The following is a 19065-nucleotide window of genomic DNA, read 5'->3' as shown; positions in this document are numbered from 1 at the left end:
GGGTGGTGGCGGGGACCGGCGTCGGAGGTCGGGACATACCCCCATGGTCGGGGGCGGACGCCCGGCCGAACGGGCCGACGGCGCGGACTGTGGAGAGCCTCCCCGTCGACCGCACCGTGCAGGGACGGCCCGGCGCATGCCGCGGCGGACGGTCCGGCGCACGCCGCGGCGGACGGGCCCCTCAGCGCTGGGTGCCGAGCACGTCCGCGGAGACGCCCGTCGTGTCCCACCGGCCGCCGGTCGACTGCAGCACCGACCGGTCGGACATCCGCAGCAGGATCGACCCGCCGCTCCCGCCGACGACGGTGGTCGCCGTGCCGTCCGGCTTCGGCAGCGTGGCGGACCGGCCACCCACCGTCGAGCGGACGACCTCGGGTCCCGAGTCCGTCTGCCCGACCGACACCACGTCGCTGTCGTTCACCCACGCCGCGCTGACCGCCCTGCCGCTCGCGGCCTGCACGCGCACCGGCGGGCCGAGCGTGCTCGGGGTCCGGTCGCTGCCGCGGAGGACCGCCATGACGTAGAGCGCCGGCCCGTCGGAGGTCTGGATGAGTGCGAGCGCGCGCGTCGAGTCGCGCGACACCTGGAACGAGACGAGGGTGCCGCGCGGCAGGGTCGTCGCGACCTGGTGCGGGTCACCGCCGAGTCCGTAGGCGGTGACGCGCCGGGTGTCGCCCGCCCGCCCGACCCAGACGAAGCCGAGGTCGTCGATCGACGGTGCGACGAGGCCATCCGACGCGTCGATGCGCAGGGCGTCCGGGCCACGCGCCACGACGACACCGCTGTCGTTCCCGACCGCGGCGACGGTGCCGGACGCCGACAGCGAGAACGCGGTGGGGTCCAGCGACGCCACGGTCTCGCCGAGGTCGTCCTCGAGCGCCGCGACCTTGCCGTTCGTCGTGGCGAGACCGACCTGGTCGCCACGGGCCACGAGGGGCCTGGGGTCCACGTCGGGGTTGAGCTGTGCCGAGGTGCCGCCCTGCTCGGGGTCGGTGAAGGTCGCGCCCTCGATCGTGATCGACACCGAGGACACCGACGCCACCGAGGCGAGCGAGCGCGTCAGCTGTTCCCGCATCCGCCGTCGGTCGTCGGTGCTCGCGCGGAGGGCGTCGCTCGACAGGTCGACGAGCGCCGTACCGTTCTCGACGGTGACCGCGTTGAGGGAGAGCTGCGTGCCCTCGGGGAAGGCGGACACCACGGCACCCTCCAGCCAGTCGGACGGCCCGGCCAGCAGTGCGCTGGCGATCCGGGTGCTCGTCGAGGAGCGGGCGAGGAACCAGCGCTCGTCGGGCACGAGGTACCGGTACGTCGGGTCGAAGAAGTACAGCGCCCGCTGCTCGAACACCGACTCGAAGACGACCGGGGTGAGGATGATGCCGTCCGGGGCGTACGCGATGCGCCACTCGCCGTCCTCGCGGACGAACTGGAACGTCAGGGTCGAGGTGGTCGGCCGCACCGCCTGCGTGTACTCGCCGTCGGCGTCGACGGTGGCGCTCGCCGTGAGCGTGTACGTCAGCTCCCGGTCGGCGACGCGGTCCACGGTCGTGCTCCCCTGCAGCACCGTGACGCCCCGGCGCGGGTTCCACTCCTGGGCGAAGCCCTCCGCCAGGAACTCCCGGGCGATCCCGTAGTCGTCCTGGGCACCGGTGCCGGCGGCGACGAAGCCGCGGAGGATCGCCGTCTGGTCGGCGCCGGGGACCGGCCGGTCGGGTCGGAAGTCGACGCCGGAGAGCGACTCGTCCTCGATCGACTGCCCGGAGCGGACCGCACCGTCGGTCGGGATCGCCGCGCACGCCGCCGTCGCGAAGACGGTGAGGGCGGCGATCGCCGTCGCCACCACGGTCCGGATCCTGCTGCGCATCAGTTCTCCTCCCTGACGGCGCGGGGCCCGTCGTACGCCTCGTCGAGCTCGGGCAGTGGGATGGCGGACGTGGCGGTGCCGAGCGCCTCGCCGCGGGGCAGGGTGAGGACGAAGGTCGAACCCTCGCCCGGCCGGGACCACACGTCGATGCGGCCGCCGTGGAGGTGCGCGTCGCCGAGCGAGATCGCCAGCCCGAGCCCGGTCCCGCCGATGGTGCGCTTGCGACTGGGGTCTGCTCGCCAGAACCGGTCGAACACGCGCGCGGCGTCCTCCGGCGGCATGCCCACGCCCTGGTCGCGGACCGCGATCGCGACGCTGCGGGCGTCGCTGTCGACGACGACCTGCACGGGCTTCGCGTCGCCGTGCTCGATGGCGTTGCCGACCAGGTTCCGGAGGATGCGGCGGATGCGCTTGGCGTCGAGCTGCATGGTGGTGTGCCCGCCGGGGGTGACGAGCTGCAGGTCGATGTCCGCACGCTCGGCGAGCGGCCGGAACTCCTCGACGATGTCCGCGGCGAGCGATGCCGGCACGACGGGCTCGGTGTCGAGCTGCACGGCCTGGGCGTCGTAACGGGAGATCTCCAGCAGGTCGGCGAGCAGCAGTTCGAAGCGCTCGACCTGCGTGTGCAGGAGTTCTGCGGAGCGGCCGACCGACGGTTCGAAGGCGTGTCTGGAGTCGTAGAGCATGTCGCCGGCGAGCCGGATCGTGGTGAGCGGCGTGCGGAGCTCGTGCGAGACGTCGGAGACGAAGCGCTGCTGCACGCGGGAGAGCTCGGCGAGCTGCGTGATCTGTCGGCTGACGGCGTCCGCCATGTCGTTGAAGCTGCGGGCGAGGATGGCGATGTCGTCGTGTCCGCGGACCGGGATGCGTTCGTCCAGCCGGCCCGCGGCGATCTTGCGGCTCGTCTCGGCGGCTCCGCGGATCGGCACGACGACGAGCCGCACCACGAGCGACGTGACCAGGGCGATCAGCACGATGAGCGCGACGCCGCCGATCGAGAGCGTCTGCGAGACGAAGTCGAGCGTCTGCTGCGCGTCGGAGAGGTCGTAGACGATGTACAGCTCGTACTGGCCCGCGCTCGGGATCTGCAGCACGGAGCCGACGGCCAGGCCGGGCTCACGGCGGCCGCCGTCGTCGAGCTGCACGGGCTGCATGCTGAGCCGCCCCGAGTCCTTCCCGACCTCGCGGCGCAGCGCGTCGGTGATGACGGCGTCCGGGAAGTCCTGGCTGGCCAGGTTCTGCAGCGTCTGCGGACTCGACTGCCCCGGGGACCGCTCGATCGCGATGCTCGTGCCGCCCGGGCTCGTCGTGTTCGACAGGATGGCTTCCTGCGCCTCGCTCTGCAGCGTCTCGAGCTCGGTCTGGTTGTTGTCCTCGGCCGCGGTCGCCGCGTCGAAGATCCCCTGCGCGACGACCGTGGCCCGTGCCGACTCGGCCTCGATCTGGTCCCGTCGTTGGGCGTAGACGTTGTTCGAGATGCTGATCATGACCGCGGTGCCGATGACCGCGACGGCCAGACCGCTCGTCGCGACCGTGATGGCGACGGAGCGCACCATGAGCGACCGACGCCAGAGCCAGGCGACGGCGTGCCAACCACGCCGGACCCAGCGCCGGAGCCGACGCCGGACACGGGCGGCGCGACCGCGTCCGAAGGGGTCACGCCCGGCCGGTCGCGGGACCGGGCGGCCGCCCGGGGCAGCCGGCGACACGGTGCTCAGGCTCCTCCGGCCCGGTAGCCGACGCCGCGCACGGTGGTCACGATCCGCGGGTTGTCCGGGTCGTGCTCGATCTTGGCGCGCAGTCGCTGCACGTGGACGTTCACGAGGCGGGTGTCCGCCTTGTAGTGGTAGCCCCACACCTGGTCGAGCAGCATCTCGCGCGTGAACACCTGGTTGGGCTTCTCGGCGAGCGCGCGGAGCAGGTCGAACTCGAGCGGGGTGAGGGCGATGACGGTGTCGCCGCGGCGGACCTCGTGCGCGGCGACGTCGACGGTCAGGTCGCCGGCGTGCAGCACCGTGGCGTCGGTGGCGGTCGGACGGAGCCGCGTCTTGATGCGCGCGACGAGCTCCTTCGGGTTGAACGGCTTCACGACGTAGTCGTCCGCGCCGTTCTCGAGGCCGGCGACGACGTCGGCCGTGTCCCCCTTCGCCGTCAGCATGATGATCGGGGTGCCGCTCTCGGCACGGATGCGCTTGCAGACCTCGATGCCGTCGATGCCGGGGAGCATGACGTCGAGGAGCACCAGGTCGGGCTTCGTCCCGTGGAACGCCTCGACGGCGTCGTTGCCGTCGGCGCTGAACTCCGGCTCGTAGCCCTCGGAACGGAGGACGATGCCGATCATCTCGGCGAGGGCCTGGTCGTCGTCGACGACGAGGATGCGCGGTGTCATGTGCATGGACTCCGTGTGGCGGGCGGTGGGTGCCGGACCGGCACCCACGAGTCACGATAGCCGAGCGCCCGTCGAGCGGGGATCTTGCGACATGATGGGACCGGTCGCGCGTTCCGCTGCGCGACGAGTGCACCACGAGGGGGCGGCGATGTCCGACTGGCAGGTTCCGGGTCAGCACGGGGGCGACGACCGGCCGGGAGGCCCGTCACACCCGTCCACGCAGCAGCCGACGGGCGGGTGGTCGGCTGCGCGACCCCCTGCCGCCTGGCCGAGCGCGCAGGCGTCCGGCGGGCAGCCGCACGGTGGCGGTCCCGGCGGCCGGCCCCCACGGCCGCCGCAGCGGCCGGTCGTCCCGCTCCGGCCGCTCGGACTCGGGGACGTGCTCGCCGGCGCGTTCGCCGTGTTCCGCCGCAACCCGCGGGTCCTGCTGCTCTGGAGCCTCCTGCTCAGCGGCGTGCTCGGGCTCGTCTCGACCCTGGTCAGCACCTTCGGTCAGCGCGTGATCCAGGAACGCACCCTGTCCGTGGCGGACGGCAGCGCCGACGCCGGCGCGGTCTTCGCCGGGTCCGCGACCGCCTGGCTGGTGCTCTCGGTCGTGCTGCCCGTGCTCGCCGGGCTCGCGCGCGGCTTCCTGGTCGCGCCGGTCGCGGTGGACACCGGGCAGCGGGTGCTCGGCCGACGCGCCACCTTCGGGGGCCTCTGGTCGCTCCTGGCCGGCCGCCGCCGCTCGGTGGTCGCGTGGATCGCACTGCAGGGCGCCGCGGCCCTGTTGGTGGGGGTGGTCGGGATCGCGGTCCTCTTCGGTCTCGTCGCGGCACTCGCGGCGAGCGACGCGTCCATCGCCGGGTTCCTGCTCGGTGGCTTCCTGCTCGTCGCGGTGTTCGTCGCCCTGGCCGTCTGGCTCGGCACCAAGTTCGCCTTCACGGTGCCGACCATCGCGCTCGAGGGCCGTCCGGTCTTCTCCGCGGCCGCGCAGTCGTGGCGGCTCACCCGCGGCGCGTTCTGGCGGACCTTCGGCATCATCCTGCTCGTGCAGGCCGTGTTCGGGGTCGCGGCGTCGATCGCGTCGTTCCCGCTCGGCATCGGCATCGCGCTCGTCGGTGGCGCCTTCGACCCGCTCGGCCAGACCGGTCTCGCGTCGGGCACCGGGGTCGCCGGGATCGTCGCGCTGGTCCTCGGCAGTCTGCTGGTCGTCGCGGTGCAGTGCGTGGTCGACGTGCTGAGCGCCTCCATCGTGACCTTCCTGGCGATCGATCGCCGCATCCGGACCGAGGGGCTCGACCAGCGGATCGCCGCGCACCTGGAGACCGGGCAGCCGAGCGACCCCTTCGCGCCGACCGATCCGCTGCCCCCGGAGCAGCGCCGGCCGTGGCCGCCCCGGCAGACGTGGCCGCCGCAGGGCCAGTGGCCGCAACAGGGACAGTGGCCGCAGCCGCCGCAGCACGGCCAGTGGCCACCGCAGCCGCCGCAGCCGCCGCAGCCGCCGCAGTGGCAGCAGCCGCCCGGCGGGGGCGGCACCCCGGACGGACGGCCGTGAGCGTCGACCCGGACGAGGCACGGCGCCTGCTCGAGCGCGAGCTCGAGCAGCGTGCCTACGACGGAGCACGCCCGACGTGGTGGGACCGGGCGTCGCGCGCGGTCCTGGACTGGTTGGCCTCGCTGCGTGGCGGTGACGGCTTCGGCTCCCCCGCGTTCGCGCAGACGCTCCTGTGGGTCGCCGTGGTCGTGCTCGTCGCCGTCGTCGTGCTCGTGGTCGTCTCCCGTGGGCTCCCCCGCCGCCGCGCCCGCACGGCGGCGGCCGGGTCCGGCGCGGTGTTCGACGACGACGACCTGCGTCCGGCCCGCGACATCGCCGACGCCGCACGGGCAGCCCTCCGGGCGGGTGACTGGTCGTCCGCGGTCCTCGACGGGTACCGGGCCGTCGCCCGCGGCCTCGGCGAGCGCGACCTCGTGCCCGACGTCCCCGGCACGACCGCACGGACCATCGCCGCCCGGGCGACGCCCTCGTTCCCCGACCTGGCGGACCGGCTGACCGATGCCGCCGCCGCGTTCGACGCCGTCCGGTACCTGGGCGTCGACGCCGACGAGCACACCGCCCGCGCCGTGCTCGACACCGAGCGGGTCCTCCGCTCGACCCGGCCCGTCCGCCAGGACCGCCCGGCGGTACCGGCGTGAGCACCGTCGTGCCGCCGCACCCCGTCGGACAGGACGCCGCCGTCGGACAGGACCGCGCCGGCGGCACCGCGCGCGGCCGCCGTGTCGGCGCTCCCGGTCCGCGACCCCGGCGCGCCGCGACGTGGGTCCTCGTCGTCGCGGTCGCGCTCGTCCTGGCGGCACTGACCGCCCTGGTGCAGGGCGACCAGCGCAGCGCGCCCGCGCCGCTCGACCCGGACTCCACGACGAACAGCGGGTCCCGGGCGCTCGTCCGCGTGCTCGAGCAGCAGGGCACCCCGGTCGCCGTGGTCCACGAGGCCGACCGACTGCCGACCGACGGGGCGGCCGGGGACACCGTGTTCGTCGCCGACACGGCCGGTGTCCTCGACCCCGCCGTCGCGCGTCGGCTCGCCCGCACCGTCGCCCACGTCGTGCTCGTCAGCGACGACCCGCGCGTGCTCGACGCGTTCGGGATCCGTCTCGCCCCGGCGGGAGAGGTGCAGGACGGCGACACGGTGTCGACCGCCTCCTGTGGGATCCCCGCGGCCGCGGCGGCACGTCGGGTCTCCGCGGACGGCACGGCGTACGCGCCGGAAGCCGGCGACACCGATGCCGGCCTCGTCCTCTGCGCCCCGAGCGGATCCGGCCCCGACCGCGCATGGGGACTGGTCCGGGCCGCGACCCCGGCGGGCGACGTCACGCTCGTCGGCACGACGGCCGCGTTCCGCAACGACACGATCACGACGGCGGGCAACGCAGCCCTCGCGCTCGGGCTGCTCGAGACCCCGTCGGACGGATCCGGTGCACTGACCTGGTACGTCCCGACCCCCGGGTCCCCCGACGCCGCGCCGACACTCGGCACCCTCGCGCCGCCCTGGGTGCCGAGCCTGCTCGGGATCCTCGGCCTCGTGGCGGTCGCCGCCGCCGTGTGGCGGGGTCGCCGGCTCGGTCCGCTCGTCGTCGAGCAGCTGCCCGTGGTCGTCCGCGCGGCCGAGACGACCGAGGGGCGTGCGCGCCTGTACGCGCGCGCGGCGGACCGCACGCACGCGCTCGACACGCTGCGGATCGCCGCCCTCCGCCGCACCGCCCGACGACTCGGGCTCCCCCGCTCGGCCCACGTCGACCAGGTCGTCCGTGCCGCCGCGACCGCCACGGGGCTGTCGGACCGGTACCTGGGCGCCGTGCTCGTCGGCGGTCCGGTCCCGGACGACCGGGCGCTCGTCGCCGGTGCCGAGGCGATCGACGCCGTCGAGGAGGCGGTCCGCGTCGCCACCGGGGGCGCTCCGGCACGGCGCCGCGCCCCGTCGTCGGGACGCGGGCGTCCGGAGCGCCACGTCGTGGACGGGCGGCGTCCGCCCCAGCCGACCGACCAGGGGCGTGCCGACCAGCGAGCGCCGGACCACCAGCGTGCCGACCAGCGGCACGACGACCAGCACCGTCCCGACCAGCACCGCCCCGACCAGCACCGACCCGACCAGCACCGATCCGACCAGCACCGAGGAGCAGACTCGTGACCGATCCCGCCACCACCAGCGGCACCTCCGATCCCGGGTCGGCGTCCGACCGCACCCACACCGGGTCCGACGGACTCCGCGACGCGTTCGGCCGCCTGCGCGCCGAGGTCGGCAAGGCGGTCGTCGGCCAGGAGGGCGCGGTCTCCGGGATGATCGTCGGCATCCTCGCGCAGGGCCACGTGCTCCTCGAGGGCGTGCCCGGCGTCGCGAAGACCCTGCTCGTCCGGAGCCTCGCCGCCGCGATGTCGCTCGACACGAAGCGGATCCAGTTCACGCCGGACCTCATGCCGGGCGACGTGACCGGGTCCCTGGTCCACGACGCCTCGACCGGCACCTTCCCCTTCCGCGAGGGCCCCGTGTTCACGAACGTGCTGCTCGCCGACGAGGTGAACCGCACGCCGCCGAAGACGCAGTCCGCGCTGCTCGAGGCGATGGAGGAACGGCAGGTGAGCGTCGACGGCGCTGCCCGACCCCTCCCCGACCCGTTCTTCGTCGCCGCGACGATGAACCCGATCGAGTTCGAGGGCACGTACACGCTGCCGGAGGCGCAGCTCGACCGCTTCCTCATGAAGCTGGTGCTCGACGTGCCGCCCCGGGACGTCGAGTGGCAGGTCCTCCGGCGCCACGCGGACGGGTTCGTGCCCCGGGACGTCCGCTCCGCCGGCGTCTCGCCCGTGCTCGGCGTGGACGAGGTCCGCGCCGCGCAGCGCGCCGTCCGCACGGTCGGGGCCCGTGACGACGTGCTGGCGTACGTCGTCGACCTCGCGCGCGCCACCCGGCAGGCGCCGTCCGTGCGCGTGGGGGTGAGCCCGCGTGGCGCGACGGCGCTGCTCGCAGCGGCGAAGGCCTGGGCGTGGCTCACGGGGTACGACGCGATCACGCCGGACCACGTGCAGGCGATGCTCGTGCCGGTCTGGCGGCACCGCCTGCGGGTCGCGGCGGACGCCGAGCTCGAGGGCGTCGGTGCCGACGGTGTCCTGCAGCAGGTGCTCGAGCAGGTGCGGGTGCCGATCTAGTGGCCGTCTCCGGACGCTTCGTCGCGCTGCTCGCCGTCGCGGTCGTGCCCACGGTGCTCCTCGGCTCCGGGTGGGCCGGGCTCGCGTGGGTCGGTGTCGTCGTGCTCGGTGCCGTCCTCGACCTCGTGCTCGCCGCCGACCCGACGGCGGTCCGCGTCGAGCGCCGCATGCCCCGTCTCGCCCGACGTGACGCCGTCGCTGACGGCTCCGTCGTCCTGGCGAACGACGGACCGCGGCGGTTGCGTGGCCTCGTGCGTGACATGTGGGAGCCCTCTGCCGGCCACGCGCCACGCCGCTTCCGCGTGGACGTGCCGGCCGGGGAACGCCGCGTCGCCCGGGTGCGGTTCGCCCCGTTCCGCCGGGGTCGACGCTCGACCGCCGGGATCGCCGTGCGGGCGTTCGGCCCGCTCGGCCTCGCCGCGCGCCAGCGGGTCCTCGACGCGCCGGCGCAGCTCGTCGTCACGCCGCCGTTCCGCTCCCGACGCCACCTGCCCTCACGCCTCGCCCGGCTCCGCGAACTCGACGGCGAGACGACGCTCCAGCTGCGCGGCCACGGCACCGAGTTCGACTCGCTCCGCGACTACGTGCGGGGCGACGACGTCCGCTCGATCGACTGGCGTGCCACCGCCCGACGGCAGGACCTGGTCGTGCGCACCTGGCGGCCGGAGCGTGACCGGCGCGTGGTCGTGGTCGTGGACGCGGGACGTTCCGGCGCCGGACGGGTCGAGGACGAGCCGCGTCTGGACACGTTCATCGAGTCCGCCCTGCTGCTCGGCGCCCTCGCGGCGGCGGCCGGGGACCGCGTCGACCTGGTCGTGCTCGACGACGCGGTGCGCGCGCGGGTGCACGGAGCCGGTCGCACGGACGTCGTGCGGCGGTTCGGCGAGGCGCTCGCGACCGCGGAGCCCGCGCTCGCCGCGACCGACTGGGACGCCGTGCCCGCGGTCGTCGACGGCATCACGACCTCGCGCGCGCTCGTCGTGCTGCTGTCGGGGCTCGAGTCGGTCGGCGCGTCCGGTGACCTGCTCGCCGTGCTGCCTCGCCTGGCGCGCCGGCACGCCGTCGTCGTCACCGGGGTGGACGACCCGGCCGTCGCCCTGGCGGCGCGCGGTGCGGCGGAGCCGGCCGCGGGGAACGAGCCGCCCGCGCGCCCGCGGTGGCGTCGTGGCGGTGGCGGGGCGGGCCTCCCGGCCGGTCCGCGGGGCGACGTGTACCGACGCGCCGCCGCGGAACGCACGCTGCTCGACGCCGACGGCGTCGCCGACGTCGCGAGACGCGCGGGGGCCGAGGTCGTCCGCGGGGTGCCCGCGGACGTCCCCCCGCTGGTCGCCGACGCCTACATCCGCGCGAAGGCCACGGGTCGCCTCTGACGGCCGGGAGGCACGGGCCGGCCCCGGTGGGGCGGCCGACGTCCGTCAGCCGGCGACGATGGCGGACGCGCCCCGCTCGAACTCCTCGAGGTCACCGCGCTGCCCGGCGCGGGCAGCGCGACCGCCGAGCACCCACTGGTACCAGAGCACCGCGGCCAGGGCGACCGTGCCGATCCCGATCTTGACCGGCCACGGCCAGTCCTGACGGGTGACCACGCCCTCGACGATCCCGGAGAGGAGCAACGTGCACGCGAGGCCGATCGCGACCGTGATGAGTGCGCGTCCGTCCTCGGCCAGGGCCTGCGCGCGGGTGCGGTCGCCGGGAGCGATCCACGACCAGGCGATCAGGAGTCCGGCGGCTCCGGCTGCGAAGACCGACCAGAGCTCGAGCTGGCCGTGCGGGGCGATCCACAGGAAGAAGTCGCCGAGCCGACCCTCGGAGTGCATGATCGCAGCCGAGACGCCGAGGTTGATCGCGTTGCCGCCGATCGCGACCGGCACGAACAGGCCGGTGATCCCGAACGCCACCATCGACGCCGCGATGTACGCGTTGTTCGTCCAGACCTGGGCGGTGAAGGCGCCCAGGCCGTGGTCGGAGTAGTACGCCTGGAAGTCCTCGGTGGCGTAGCGGCGGAGTGAGCCGGGCGTCCCGAAGGTCTCGAGCGCCCCCGGGGTCGTGCTGATCCAGACGGCGACGACGGCGGCGACGAGGGCGGTGGCCGCGGCGACCCACAGCGTCAGCCACCGGATGCGCCAGAGCGCCGCCGGCAGCTGCAGGACGAAGAAGCCGGTGACGGCCGTCAGCGGGTCGACCGGGGTACCGGTGAAGCGGAGGCGCGCGCGGAAGAGCGTCAGCGAGAGCCGGTCCCCGGTCGAGGTGCGCGCGGCGGCACCGCGGATCCGTGCGAGGTCCGTGGCCGCCTCCTGGTAGCCGGCCACGAGCCGGTCGACGTCGTCACCGGAGCGGGGACGCCGCCGAGCGAGCCGGTCGAGCTCCTGCCAGCGCGCGCGGTGCACGTCGTCGTAGGCGTCCAGGTCCACGTCGTCTCCCCCGTGCTCGTCCGTCCGGAGCCGGACCCGTCCGGGCCGACCGGGCCGGTCTCCGTCAGAATGATCCCATGTCGAAGCCCCGCGCGCCGCGTGACCTCGCCGACGCCCGGTTCGTCCGGGACCTCGACGAGACCGCCGATGAACTCGTCGTCGGCGAAGCCGTCGCGCTCGACGTCGAGCCCGCCGGCATCGCCCTGCGCCTGGCCGCAGCACTGCTCGACGCCGCGTGCCTCGTCGTCCTGTACCTCATGCTCCTGTTCGGCCTGTCCCGGCTGTGGCCGTCGGACGTCGACCCGGCGTGGGCGGCGGCGCTGTCGATCGCGCTCACCGTGCTCGTGCTCGTGCTCGTGCCCGCCGCGGTCGAGACCGTGACACGCGGCAAGAGCGTCGGACGGTACGCGACCGGCACCCGGGTGGTGCGGACCGACGGCGGGGCGGTGGCCTTCCGGCACGCCTTCACCCGTGCGCTCGTCGGGCTGCTCGAGCTGTGGGGGTCGCTCGGGTCGATCGCGCTGGTCGTCGCGCTCGTCGGGCCACGCCCCCGTCGCCTCGGTGACCTGCTCGCCGGCACCGTCGTGCAGCACGAGCGCGCGGCGCGGGTGCGGGCCGCCGAGGTGCTGCTGCCCGTCGAGCTCGCCGGATGGGCGACCACGGCCGACGTGTCGGCGCTGCCGCAACGGCTCGAGAACCGGCTCGGCGCGTTCTTCCGGGGTGCGGCGGAGATGCTGCCGGACGCCAGGGGGGCGGCGGCGCACCGACTCGCGGCCGAGGTCGTGCCGTACGTGCACCCGGTGCCGCCCGTCCCCGCCGAGGTCTTCCTGGCCGGGGTCGTCGTGCTCCGCCGGGGTCGCGACGAGCGGGCGCTCCGTACCCGGGCGGCGTTGCTCGACCGTGCCGCGGCGGTCGCGACGGCGCGACCGCCGGGCTTCCCACGCTGAGCCGTCGTCGGCCCGCGGTGCCGCCGTGCGCCGGGCGTCTGCGGCGGACGTTGGGCGGCGGGCGGGGTCAGTAGCGGTAGTGCTCCGGCTTGTACGGTCCCTCGACGGGCACGCCGATGTACGCCGCCTGTTCCGGTCGGAGCGCGGTCAGCTGCACGCCGAGGGCGGCGAGGTGCAGGCGCGCGACCTTCTCGTCGAGGTGCTTCGGCAGCACGTACACGCCCGTCGGGTACTCCTCGCGCCGGGTGTGCAGCTCGATCTGGGCCAGGACCTGGTTGGTGAACGAGTTGCTCATCACGAACGAGGGGTGGCCGGTGGCGTTGCCGAGGTTCATGAGGCGTCCCTCGCTCAGCACCAGGATCGAGCGGCCGTTCGGCAGGCACCACTCGTGCACCTGCGGCTTGATCTCGACCTTCTCGGCGCCCTCGAGCGCCTCGAGCCCCGCCATGTCGATCTCGTTGTCGAAGTGCCCGACGTTCGCGACGACCGCGAGGTGCTTCAGCGCGAGCATCTCCTCGACGCCCACGACGCCGAGGTTGCCCGTGCACGTGACCACGATGTCGACCTGGTCGGCGACGTCCGCGAGCCGAGCGACCTGGTACCCGTCCATCGCGGCCTGCAGCGCGCAGATCGGGTCGACCTCGGACACGATCACCCGTGCGCCCTGACCGCGGAGGGCCTCGGCGGCGCCCTTGCCCACGTCGCCGTAGCCGACGACGAAGGCGACCTTGCCGCCGATCAGCACGTCGGTGGCGCGGTTGAGGCCGTCGGGCAGCGAGTGGCGGATGCCGTACTTGTTGTCGAACTTCGACTTGGTGACCGAGTCGTTCACGTTGATCGCCGGGAAGCGCAGCTCACCCTTGCGGGCCAGCTCGTACAGGCGGTGCACGCCGGTGGTGGTCTCCTCCGTGACGCCCCGGACGTCGGCGGCGATGCGGGTCCAGCGGTCGCTCGACTGCTCGAGGGACGCGGCGACGGTCGCCAGCACGATCCGCCACTCCGCGCTCGCGTCCGCCCCGGCCTCGGGCGCCCGGCCCGCTGCCTCGGCGTCGGCACCGGTGTGCAGCAGCATGGTGGCGTCGCCGCCGTCGTCGAGGATCAGGTTCGGGCCGGTCCAGTCCGCGCCCGCCGCCGTGGCCTCGGCCGACCAGTCGAAGACCTGGTTCGTGCACCACCAGTACTCCTCGAGCGTCTCGCCCTTCCACGCGAACACCGGGACGCCGGCGGGGGCGTCCGGCGTCCCCGTCGGGCCGACCGCGACCGCGGCGGCGGCCTCGTCCTGGGTCGAGAAGATGTTGCAGCTCGCCCAGCGGACCCGTGCGCCGAGTGCGACGAGGGTCTCGATGAGCACGGCGGTCTGGACCGTCATGTGCAGGGAGCCGGCGATGCGCGCACCGGCGAGCGGCTGCGACGCGCCGAACTCCTCGCGCAGGGACATCAGGCCCGGCATCTCGTTCTCGGCGAGGCGGATCTGGTGGCGGCCCGCCTCGGCGAGGGCGAGGTCGGCGACGCGGAACGGTGCTGCGGTACGGGTCTCGGACGGCATGTCGCCAGTCTGGCACGCCCGGAGGCGCGGACACCGGCGGACGTCGCCGGGGCTCAGTCCGCGTCGCGCCGCAGCGGCTCGCGCCGCACGACGTCCCAGCCGCGCGGGACCCGGAGGCGAGCAGCGTGACGCGCGCACAGGTCGTACCCGTGCGGCTCGACCCGGGTGGACAGCGGACCGACGACGACCATCGAGTCGGCGTAGTCGTAGGTCAGGGTCGCCGACGCGCTCGCGCCACAGGCGACCTTGCTGCAGATCCGTACGTCCATACCGGCACCGACCCTACCGGTCGCCCGTCGCGGGGCGCGCCGCGAGGCGACCCGACCGTGCCGCGTACCATGGCGGGATGCGTCGGAAGCCTCGTCTCGTCACCCCCGTCGACCGCGCCCGGGGCCGTTCCCGGCACGGACGCGGTGGCCGGTCGAGCGTGACCGGACCCGACCTCGCGCCGGTGATCACGCGCGCCGAGACCTTCGACCGGATCGTCGGGGACACCGCCCACTACCTGGTCGGGCTCTGGCCGGACGAACTCGCCGGCGTGGTGTTCCAGGTCGCGGACATGCCGACGGACCAGACGCTGCCGGACCGCCTGCCGCGCTGGCGGGTGGAGCGGGAGGCGCGTCGCGTGACCCTGTTCCGGATCCCGGTCGAGCGGGTCACGCGGAGCCCGGAGAAGGACGACACGGACCGCCGGGTGGTCGTGGAGACGGCGGTGTTCCGGGCGGTCGGCGAGTTGCTCGACAAGGACCCCTGGGACCTGGCGCCGGACCGGTACCGCCACTGGTGAGCGCGGACGGCTCCCGTCAGGGGTAGACGCGCAGCGGCGTCGAGACCTCGGTCTCCGGCCGCACGGGGAAGCCGGCGACACCGTCGTCCCCGGCGTAGCTGACGCCGGCGACGAGCCCCTCGGCACCCGACAGGACCAGCTGCGCGGACACCGGCACCTCCACGGTCGCCGTCGCGCCCGACGTGACGTCGACCTCCTGCTCGCGGTCCCCGGAGCGGATGGTCACCGTCGCGTCCGAACGCGTGGGGTTCACCAGGCTGAGCTTGGGGGCGCCCCCGGGCGCCACCGCGGTGACCGCCTCGTCGCCGAGTGCCTCCGCGGACGCGAACCAACCGACGTCGGTGCGGCCGTCGTCCGTCGGCACGGTGGTGCGCGCGCCGGCGACGACCGGCTCGGTCGCGGTCACCGTGAACGAGTACCGCCCGTCGGGGAAGTCGTCGAGCGCCACGTCCGTGACGACCCCCGGCTCGGCCGTGGCGTTCACCGTCGTCCCGCCGCCGTCCGCGGTGGTGATCCCCACCGTCACGCGGGCTGCGCGCTCCCCCGGCACGAACAGGCGCAGCACGGGGGCCGCGTCCGCCGCGTCGTCCCCGCGTTGCGCCTCCTGCGCGTCGCGGAGGACGACCGCCGGGACGATCTGGGTGCGTGACGGGGCCGCGCCGCCCGAGACGACGTCGTACCCGCCGGGCGTCAGCGTCCGGACGATGGTCTCCTGCATGTGGGCGACGATCTGCCCCCCGGACGAGGTCACGTGCACGACGGTGGAGCCCTGGTCGGAGACGAACCCCGACAGCGGCACCACCTTCTGCGTGTTCGGCGCGACGACGATGCCGGTCGTGCCGGGGGCCGTCACCGTGCCGGACGCGTCGTAGACCGCGAGGTCGACCGTGGCGTTGACGTCCGTCGGGTTCGACAGGGTGACCAGGCTCGTCCGGCCGGTCTCCGTCGAACCGCCCACCAGCCACGTCGACTGCGCCGGGTCGTCGCAGGACGCGGCGGCGAAGCCGACCAGGTCCCCGGTGGACACGCTCTGCGAGGTGCTGCCGGCGACCTGCGGGGTGGTCTCCCCCGCCGGTGCGGTGAGGAGTTGCGGGTCGCTGCCGCCCGTCGACGACGGCTGCAGCGTGGACCGGTCGACCCGGGACCCGGTCGTCGCGGTGGCGACCTCCGACGACCCGACGGTGCTCGCCGTCGTCGCGTCGTTGCCCGACTCGTCGGACAGGCGCAGCGCGTTGCCGGCGCACACGCGCTCGGCGTCGGCCGGCACGGGGGTGACCGTCCGACCGGCGGGACGCGCCGGGCTGCTCCCGGTGCCGATCGCGTGCGCCGCGGTCACGGCACCCGCGGCGACGACCACGGCCACCGCGGTCGCGGTGCCGCGGACGGCCCAGCGTCGGACGGAGCCAGGGGTGGTCCTCATTCGTCGCGCTCCTCGTCGAAGGTGGTGGCGGGTTCCTCGGCCTCGATGACGTTCGAGGTGGCACGGCGACGCCGCGGTGCCGTCGGGACGGCGAGCAGTGCGGCGGCACCGAACACGACGCCCAGCACGACGAGGTACAGCACGTGCGTCGCCTGCGTCGCGGCGGACCCGGTCGCGACCCGGTCGACGTCGCCCTCGTAGTGGAACAGCCGGCCGGTGGCGGTCTCCCCGATGCTCGTGAAGCGGGCGTCCTGCCCGATCGCACCCGACGCCCGGTCGTGCACGGCGCGCGCGGCGTCGTCGTCCGGGGCGTCGTCGAGCAGGACGAACGAGATGCCCAGCTCCCGGAGCGCGGGCTCCGGGTCGTACCCGCTGCGGCTCGCGAGGTTGCCGGCGAGGGTCGCCAGCTGCGTCCCCGAGCGGCTGAGGCGGAGCGCGGTCGAGTCGAGGGTCGTCTGGTCGTCGAGCGTCGAGCCCTGCCCGCGCTCGAGCGAGACCGCCAGCGACCCGTCCGTCTGGGGATCGACGACGAGCGTGCCGACGTCGGGGTTCGCCTGCGCCTCGGCGTTCACGTAGGCGCTGAGCACCCTGCCGCTGGTCGGCTGGAGGTGGGTCTCGCCGAGGGTGGACGCGGCGAACGCGGGCGCGACCGCCACGCCGGCGAACACCGCCGCGACGAGGCCGGCGACCGGGGCGAGCCGCGGTAGGACGTCCGTGCCGATGCACGCGGCGAGCACGATGCCCAGCCACATCACGGACAGCGCGCTGCCGGGCCAGACGATGGTCGTCGTCGAGCCGACGCCGGTGACCGTGACGTGGGTCGCCGCGAAGGCGGTGGCGTAGCCGAGCAGTGCCAGCAGGAGCGCGGAGCCGGCGACCGCCCAACGGTGCCCGAGCAGCGCACCGATCGCGAGCAGTGCGACCGGGACGGCGAGGACGGCCATCGCGACCGGGAGCACGACGGCCGCGAGTCCCAGCGGCGAGGTCGCGGGCAGCCACCCGCTCCAGTCCGGCAGGGGCTGCCCGATCGCGAGCTGCAGCGCCGACGGGGCGCGGGTCGCGGACGGCACGCCCGGGTCGGCGAACACGGCGAGCGGGTTGCCCCGGGCGACCTGCGCGAGCACGAGGGGCAGGAACAGCACGGCGGCCGGCACCGGGATGAACACGCGACGGTGCGCGCGGCGCCACCCGACCACGAGTGCGACGACCCAGCCGACCAGGAGCACGGGCAGCAGCGACGGTGCCGATGCCGCCACCACCGCGAAGAGCAGCGACGCCCCGGACGCCCACGCCCACGAGCGGTGCGCCTCGAGCACGGCGAGCAGCAGCCAGGGCAGGAGCACGTGGGCGACCACGGCGCCGAGGTGCCCGGTCGTCACGGCCCCGACGAGCGCGGGGGCGATCGTGTACAGCGCGGCACCGACGACGGGCACCCAGGTTCGGGTGGTGACCTTGCGGACCGCGAACCAGGCGCCGAGCGCGGCGAGCGGGAACGCCAGCAGGAGCACGACGACCACCGAGGTCGACGGCGACCAGAACGTGATCGATCCCAGCACCGCGAGCACCGCGGCGAACGGGTCGCTCGGTCCGGTGGACCCGGTACCGATCGAGTGCCAGCCGTACCCGACGTTCTGCCAGAGCCGCCCGACCGAGGTGCTGAGGGGCAGGAGCCCACCGCCCGTGACCGCGGGGCTGCCGAGCAGCGGCGACAGCGTCACGACGCTGAGGACCGCTGCTGCGAGGACCACCCACACGCCGCCGTCCCCGAGGAACGACGCACGCGCGATCGGCGCGTCCTCGACCCGCGCGAGCTCGACGTCGCGCGAGGTGGTCCGCCGCTCGTGCACGCGACGCCAGCTCACCCGCAGGGGCTCGATCGCCGCCCAGCCGACGCGGCGGGTCCTCGCGGCGTTCTTCCGTGCGCGCCGGACGCCGCCACCGAAGGCCACCGCGATCGCCGCGGCGAGCTCACCCGTCACGGCGGCCGGGTGCTTCGCCACGAGGTGTCCGACGGCGCGGACCACCGCGGACGGCACGAGCAGCAGCCAGTGGAGCCAGAGCAGCCCGGCCGGGGCGTACGTCAGGCGCCGGTGCAGCTCCGCCTGGCGGTGGAGGCGCACCCGGCGGGCCTCGGGGACGCGCTTGCGACCGAACTCCTCGATGGGTCCGGCGCTCGTCACCCGGGCCTCGGGCACGACGGCGACGCGGTGCCCGGCGAGTCGGGCGCGGATGCAGAGGTCGAGGGCGGCGTCGACGTCCGGGAGCGCCGGGTCGAACCCGCCCAGGTCGCGCCACACCGAGCGCCGGACGAGCATGCCGCCGGCAGCGACGCCCATCACGTCGGTGTGCCGGTCGTGCTGGCCCTGGTCGAGTTCGTCCTGCACGAGGGTGAGCGAGCGGCCGAAGCGCGTCGTGCTCTCGCCGAGGGCGCGGATGAGCGACGGGTCGTCCGTCGACACGAGCTTCGGCCCGGCGACCGCGACCGAGGGCGCGATCTCCACGGCGGAGAGCATCTCGGCCAGGGCGGTCGGTGCGGGCGCGTTGTCGTGACCCAGCAGCCAGAGCCACTCGTCGGCGGGATCGTCCGGGTCGGCGGACGGGGCCTCGCGCTCCCCCGCCGCGACCGCTTCACCGAAGGGGCGGCCGGCGGGCAGGCGGACGAGTCCGGCGGATCCGCCGAGCGGGATGTCCGACGTCGAGCCGTCCGACGAGCCGACGTCGACGACCACGAGGTTGTCGGGGTGCCGGGTCTGGGCGACGAGGGCGTCCAGGGTCCGGTCGAGGTGCTCGCCGCCGTTCGCGGTCACGAGGACCGCGGTGACGCGGGGCTGGGCGGACCGGGGCTGCGCGGGACTGGACTGCATGACGCGCGTCACTCTACGGTCTGGAGGCGCGGCTCCCGTCCGCGACGGCGGCGTGCCGTGAACCTGTGGGCACCATCAACCGCGAGCGCGGTGGCGGGGGCGGGTCGTGCCTCCCCCGCGGCGGGCGGGCTCTCGGAGCGCGAGCGCCGGAAGCTC

Annotated in this window: 15 protein-coding genes; 7 read left to right on the top strand and 8 right to left on the bottom strand. The window is 75.0% G+C overall.

The features are described 5' to 3' along the window. Window positions 1-181: 181 nt before the first annotated feature. From DEJ23_RS15120 to mtrA, 3 genes are read right to left on the bottom strand one after another with little or no spacing between them, the layout of a single operon-like run. A complete protein-coding gene (locus DEJ23_RS15120) occupies window positions 182-1861 on the bottom strand; it encodes an LpqB family beta-propeller domain-containing protein (protein WP_111241059.1) in 1680 nt (559 codons plus the stop codon). Further along, complete coding sequence (mtrB, locus tag DEJ23_RS15115) at window positions 1861-3570, bottom strand: MtrAB system histidine kinase MtrB (RefSeq protein ID WP_111241058.1); 1710 nt, start codon at window positions 3568-3570, stop codon at window positions 1861-1863. Before mtrB ends, DEJ23_RS15120 begins: the two co-directional genes overlap by 1 nt. A gap of 5 nt (window positions 3571-3575) precedes the next feature. Next, window positions 3576-4250 (bottom strand): MtrAB system response regulator MtrA, encoded by a 675-nt coding sequence (gene mtrA / locus DEJ23_RS15110; RefSeq protein ID WP_111241061.1) that lies wholly within the window; start codon window positions 4248-4250, stop codon window positions 3576-3578. A gap of 148 nt (window positions 4251-4398) precedes the next feature. Here mtrA and DEJ23_RS15105 point away from each other — a divergent pair, with 148 nt between their 5' ends. From DEJ23_RS15105 to DEJ23_RS15080, 5 genes are read left to right on the top strand one after another with little or no spacing between them, the layout of a single operon-like run. Next, a complete protein-coding gene (locus DEJ23_RS15105) occupies window positions 4399-5787 on the top strand; it encodes a glycerophosphoryl diester phosphodiesterase membrane domain-containing protein (RefSeq protein WP_181429291.1) in 1389 nt (462 codons plus the stop codon). Beyond that, a complete protein-coding gene (locus DEJ23_RS15095; RefSeq protein WP_111241057.1) occupies window positions 5784-6425 on the top strand; it encodes a DUF4129 domain-containing protein in 642 nt (213 codons plus the stop codon). The genes DEJ23_RS15105 and DEJ23_RS15095 overlap by 4 nt, the downstream gene beginning before the upstream one ends. Next, window positions 6422-7918 (top strand): DUF4350 domain-containing protein, encoded by a 1497-nt coding sequence (locus DEJ23_RS15090; RefSeq protein WP_111241056.1) that lies wholly within the window; start codon window positions 6422-6424, stop codon window positions 7916-7918. Before DEJ23_RS15095 ends, DEJ23_RS15090 begins: the two co-directional genes overlap by 4 nt. Then, on the top strand, window positions 7915-8934 hold the full coding sequence (locus DEJ23_RS15085) for an AAA family ATPase (protein WP_375342284.1): 1020 nt from the start codon (window positions 7915-7917) through the stop codon (window positions 8932-8934). The genes DEJ23_RS15090 and DEJ23_RS15085 overlap by 4 nt, the downstream gene beginning before the upstream one ends. Further along, on the top strand, window positions 8934-10304 hold the full coding sequence (locus DEJ23_RS15080) for a DUF58 domain-containing protein (protein WP_111241055.1): 1371 nt from the start codon (window positions 8934-8936) through the stop codon (window positions 10302-10304). Before DEJ23_RS15085 ends, DEJ23_RS15080 begins: the two co-directional genes overlap by 1 nt. Window positions 10305-10349: 45 nt before the next feature. Here DEJ23_RS15080 and DEJ23_RS15075 read toward each other — a convergent pair whose 3' ends face one another. Continuing rightward, the gene (locus tag DEJ23_RS15075) at window positions 10350-11345 is read right to left on the bottom strand and encodes a stage II sporulation protein M (protein WP_111241054.1); all 996 of its coding nucleotides are present in this window, start codon (window positions 11343-11345) and stop codon (window positions 10350-10352) included. A 77-nt stretch (window positions 11346-11422) separates the two neighbouring features. Between DEJ23_RS15075 and DEJ23_RS15070 the strand changes: the two genes are divergently transcribed. Beyond that, window positions 11423-12292 carry an RDD family protein gene (locus tag DEJ23_RS15070; protein ID WP_111241053.1) on the top strand — a complete coding sequence of 290 codons (870 nt, stop codon included), beginning with the start codon at window positions 11423-11425 and terminating at the stop codon, window positions 12290-12292. 67 nt (window positions 12293-12359) lie between these two features. On the opposite strand, the gene ahcY is transcribed toward DEJ23_RS15070, so the two are convergent. Then, on the bottom strand, window positions 12360-13838 hold the full coding sequence (gene ahcY, locus DEJ23_RS15065) for an adenosylhomocysteinase (RefSeq protein WP_111241052.1): 1479 nt from the start codon (window positions 13836-13838) through the stop codon (window positions 12360-12362). 53 nt (window positions 13839-13891) lie between these two features. Next, complete coding sequence (locus tag DEJ23_RS15060) at window positions 13892-14107, bottom strand: DUF3499 family protein (protein WP_111241051.1); 216 nt, start codon at window positions 14105-14107, stop codon at window positions 13892-13894. A 77-nt stretch (window positions 14108-14184) separates the two neighbouring features. Between DEJ23_RS15060 and DEJ23_RS15055 the strand changes: the two genes are divergently transcribed. Then, window positions 14185-14625, top strand: a complete 441-nt coding sequence (locus DEJ23_RS15055; RefSeq protein ID WP_111241050.1) for a metallopeptidase family protein — start codon at window positions 14185-14187, stop codon at window positions 14623-14625. 16 nt (window positions 14626-14641) lie between these two features. Here DEJ23_RS15055 and DEJ23_RS15050 read toward each other — a convergent pair whose 3' ends face one another. Together DEJ23_RS15050 and DEJ23_RS15045 are read right to left on the bottom strand one after the other, a co-directional pair. Beyond that, on the bottom strand, window positions 14642-16045 hold the full coding sequence (locus DEJ23_RS15050; protein WP_111241049.1) for a DUF5719 family protein: 1404 nt from the start codon (window positions 16043-16045) through the stop codon (window positions 14642-14644). Then, window positions 16042-18909 carry a glycosyltransferase family 2 protein gene (locus DEJ23_RS15045; protein ID WP_146240327.1) on the bottom strand — a complete coding sequence of 956 codons (2868 nt, stop codon included), beginning with the start codon at window positions 18907-18909 and terminating at the stop codon, window positions 16042-16044. The genes DEJ23_RS15050 and DEJ23_RS15045 overlap by 4 nt, the downstream gene beginning before the upstream one ends. Window positions 18910-19065 lie beyond the last annotated feature (156 nt).

This window comes from Curtobacterium sp. MCSS17_008 (genome assembly GCF_003234185.1).
Taxonomy (GTDB): Bacteria; Actinomycetota; Actinomycetes; order Actinomycetales; family Microbacteriaceae; genus Curtobacterium.
This window is presented reverse-complemented; position numbering and strand designations above follow the sequence as displayed.

Coding starts and splice junctions, on each gene's coding strand:
- DEJ23_RS15120 (WP_111241059.1), bottom strand. CDS start 1,861: ATGCGCAGCAGGATCCGGACCGTGGTGGCGACGGCGATCGCCGCCCTC.
- mtrA (WP_111241061.1), bottom strand. CDS start 4,250: ATGACACCGCGCATCCTCGTCGTCGACGACGACCAGGCCCTCGCCGAG.
- DEJ23_RS15105 (WP_181429291.1), top strand. CDS start 4,399: ATGTCCGACTGGCAGGTTCCGGGTCAGCACGGGGGCGACGACCGGCCG.
- DEJ23_RS15070 (WP_111241053.1), top strand. CDS start 11,423: ATGTCGAAGCCCCGCGCGCCGCGTGACCTCGCCGACGCCCGGTTCGTC.
- ahcY (WP_111241052.1), bottom strand. CDS start 13,838: ATGCCGTCCGAGACCCGTACCGCAGCACCGTTCCGCGTCGCCGACCTC.
- DEJ23_RS15060 (WP_111241051.1), bottom strand. CDS start 14,107: ATGGACGTACGGATCTGCAGCAAGGTCGCCTGTGGCGCGAGCGCGTCG.
- DEJ23_RS15055 (WP_111241050.1), top strand. CDS start 14,185: ATGCGTCGGAAGCCTCGTCTCGTCACCCCCGTCGACCGCGCCCGGGGC.
- DEJ23_RS15050 (WP_111241049.1), bottom strand. CDS start 16,045: ATGAGGACCACCCCTGGCTCCGTCCGACGCTGGGCCGTCCGCGGCACC.
- DEJ23_RS15045 (WP_146240327.1), bottom strand. CDS start 18,909: ATGCAGTCCAGTCCCGCGCAGCCCCGGTCCGCCCAGCCCCGCGTCACC.